Source organism: Streptomyces sp. BE20, assembly GCF_036322525.1.
Lineage (GTDB): Bacteria > Actinomycetota > Actinomycetes > Streptomycetales > Streptomycetaceae > Kitasatospora.
In genome coordinates, this window is the sequence record NZ_JAQYWW010000933.1 from 1 (window position 1) to 314 (window position 314).

The window sequence follows — 314 nt, forward strand, 5'->3', positions numbered from 1 at the left end:
CCGAGCGCAGCGCCCAGTACATGGACTTCCACGCGATCTTCCCGTACGACCTCGGCAAGGTGGACCCGGCCGTGAAGGCCACCGTGGACGGCAAGGTCAAGGCCGACCCCAACTGGGCGCCCATCTTCGAGCAGCTCGCCAGCAACACCCCCGACCTGGTCCTCCAGTACCGGCACGCCTTCCAGGCCCGCTGGGACGCCCAGAAGGCCAACATCGTGGCCGGCGTCAACGGCCAGATCCCCGTCGACAAGGCACTGAAGACCGTAGACGACGCGGTCGGCCTGGCCCTCGGCAAGGAATGACGGACCGTGGCG

General features: G+C 68.2%; 1 protein-coding gene. It reads left to right on the top strand.

Annotated elements, in window-relative coordinates; all coding sequences use genetic code 11:
* Window positions 1-302, top strand: a 302-nt coding sequence (locus PUR61_RS21970) for a hypothetical protein (protein WP_329880981.1), incomplete at its 5' end; no start/stop codon positions are given.
* Between the last annotated feature and the right edge of the window lie 12 nt (window positions 303-314).